This is a genomic window from Anoxybacillus sp. MB8, assembly GCF_011006755.1.
GTDB classification, from domain to species: domain Bacteria; phylum Bacillota; class Bacilli; order Bacillales; family Anoxybacillaceae; genus Anoxybacillus; species Anoxybacillus gonensis.
Map to the genome: position 1 here is coordinate 1 of NZ_RXXX01000156.1, position 339 is coordinate 339.

The following is a 339-nucleotide window of genomic DNA, read 5'->3' on the forward strand; positions in this document are numbered from 1 at the left end:
CTTGCCACTGAATGTAAGTCGCTGACCCATTATACAAAAGGTACGCAGTCACACCACGAAGGTGCTCCTACTGTTTGTATGCATACGATTTCAGGATCTATTTCACTCCCCTTCCGGGGTTCTTTTCGCCTTTCCCTCACGGTACTGGTTCACTATCGGTCGATCACGAGTATTTAGCCTTGGAGGATGGTCCCCCCATATTCAGACAGGATTTCACGTGTCCCGCCCTACTTGTTCGATGCTTAGTTCCACGTACTGAATTTCGCCTACAGGGCTATCACCTGCTACGGCTGGACTTTCCATTCCATTCGACTATTCACTACGCTAAAACATCCAGGC

General features: G+C 49.0%; 1 rRNA gene. It reads right to left on the reverse strand.

The features are described 5' to 3' along the window. A 23S ribosomal RNA gene (locus EKC99_RS15660) occupies positions 1–339 on the reverse strand; the annotation flags it as partial.